Raw genomic sequence first — 1,544 nt, forward strand, 5'->3', positions numbered from 1 at the left:
TATCTATATATTAGGAGAATTGATTACTTTTGGCTGGCTCCTGTGGAAGTCCCCTTGGAGTCACTGAAAACCAACCGATTCAACTTAAAAACAGAGGGTGCAGACATGAAACTGACAAAGGTATTAATGGTATTAATCTTAGCTGCCGCAGGATTCCTCAGCAGCTGCGAGAAGGAAGAAGCGCCTTATATGGCTAATGTGGGATTTACCACCGTCACAACAGGGGATGTGGACGGCGACGTGGCGGGAGACGGAGGGTCCTCTTCAAAGACCTACACCTGGCAGAATACTTCCTCCAAGGCAGAGTATAGCATGGACATTACAGCCGTGAAAGGCGGGAGATTCCAGCTCTTGATGAAGGACGCCAACGGGCAGCTTGTCCTGGATAAAACCCTTGTGGCCGGAGATTCCGAGGACTCTAAGTCAGGAATGACTTCCACTGGCGCCCCCGGTGCATGGACCGTGACCGTCATCCTGACCAATTTCAACGGCGACGGAAGCTTTTCCATAAGCAAGGATATGTAAGCGGCACTTCCTGCTCCAAGTACAGCAGCAGGGAGGAAACTTCAAGAGCATAGACACCACAAGACCACTCTGCGCAAGGCAGTGCGGTCTTTTTATTTAAACTTCTCTGCAAAAGAAGTGCAATTCCGCTACCGTCCGCACCACTTTGGGGCTGCCCGAGCAGTCGGCAAGAGGCCCGTGCCGCGCCACCCGCTGACAAATGTAGGTATCTACATATATGCTCCCCTTGCCTTAGCGCGTAACTCTCCCTATATCTGTACAATTTGAATAAAATATTTAAATATATAGCTAAACATATTTTAACCTACTCAGTATAAGGCTTATTATAAATATATAAACTTCATATATAGTATGAACAAAGCAAAACTACTGAGCCTGCTGGTCCTGCCGGCACTTTTCACCATGAGCTGCTCTGAGGAGCACGACGTCGCCCCCGCCGCTTCTATGAGCGCCAAGTCCACTTCGCTTGCCACCACAGGCAACGGGGCACCGAGCGGGGCGCACTACACCCTTAACATCATCGGCGTTGCCAAGGACAAGACGGCCGCCATGGACGGCAACAGCGGCCACCGCATCTTCGTCAGCCTGGAGGGCAAGACGAAGATTAACCTGCAGAACGCTGACCTGACTGACGGCACGTTCCAGGTGCTCGATGCCAACGGCACGGACGCAGATGGCGCCCTGTTCCAGCTTCCGAGCCCGGATGCTGACGGCGACGGCACTACCTCTTACTCTGTGTATGCGCGCGCCCTTGGAAAGCCAGGTGGCCAGGTGAAAGTGAACACCTGCGCCACCGACGTGGCAACAGGCGAAGAAGTGTGCAGCCTGGAGTCGCTGGTGACCATGCGCGAGAAGGGCGGCTCCAAGTTCCAGAACGTTTCTGCTGAGCTGCTGACCATCTACGCTGACATCACAGACGACGGCATAGACAACCCACAGCGTTACCCGCTCTTCTCAGACGAGATGGAGGGCTACTACTGGGACTACGACAACAACGGCCTGAGAGTGCTGCAGCTCCG

2 protein-coding genes are annotated in these 1,544 nt (G+C 53.3%); both read left to right on the plus strand.

The features are described 5' to 3' along the window. The first annotated feature begins 42 nt into the window (after nucleotides 1–42). Nucleotides 43–525: a hypothetical protein gene (locus ACFS7Z_RS27165; RefSeq protein WP_377492604.1), complete on the plus strand. Its 483-nt coding sequence runs from the start codon at nucleotides 43–45 to the stop codon at nucleotides 523–525. A gap of 351 nt (nucleotides 526–876) precedes the next feature. Then, the coding region (locus ACFS7Z_RS27170; protein WP_377492607.1) for a hypothetical protein at nucleotides 877–1,544 on the plus strand (668 nt) is incomplete at its 3' end.

The organism is Pontibacter toksunensis (assembly GCF_042686245.1).
Lineage (GTDB): Bacteria > Bacteroidota > Bacteroidia > Cytophagales > Hymenobacteraceae > Pontibacter > Pontibacter toksunensis.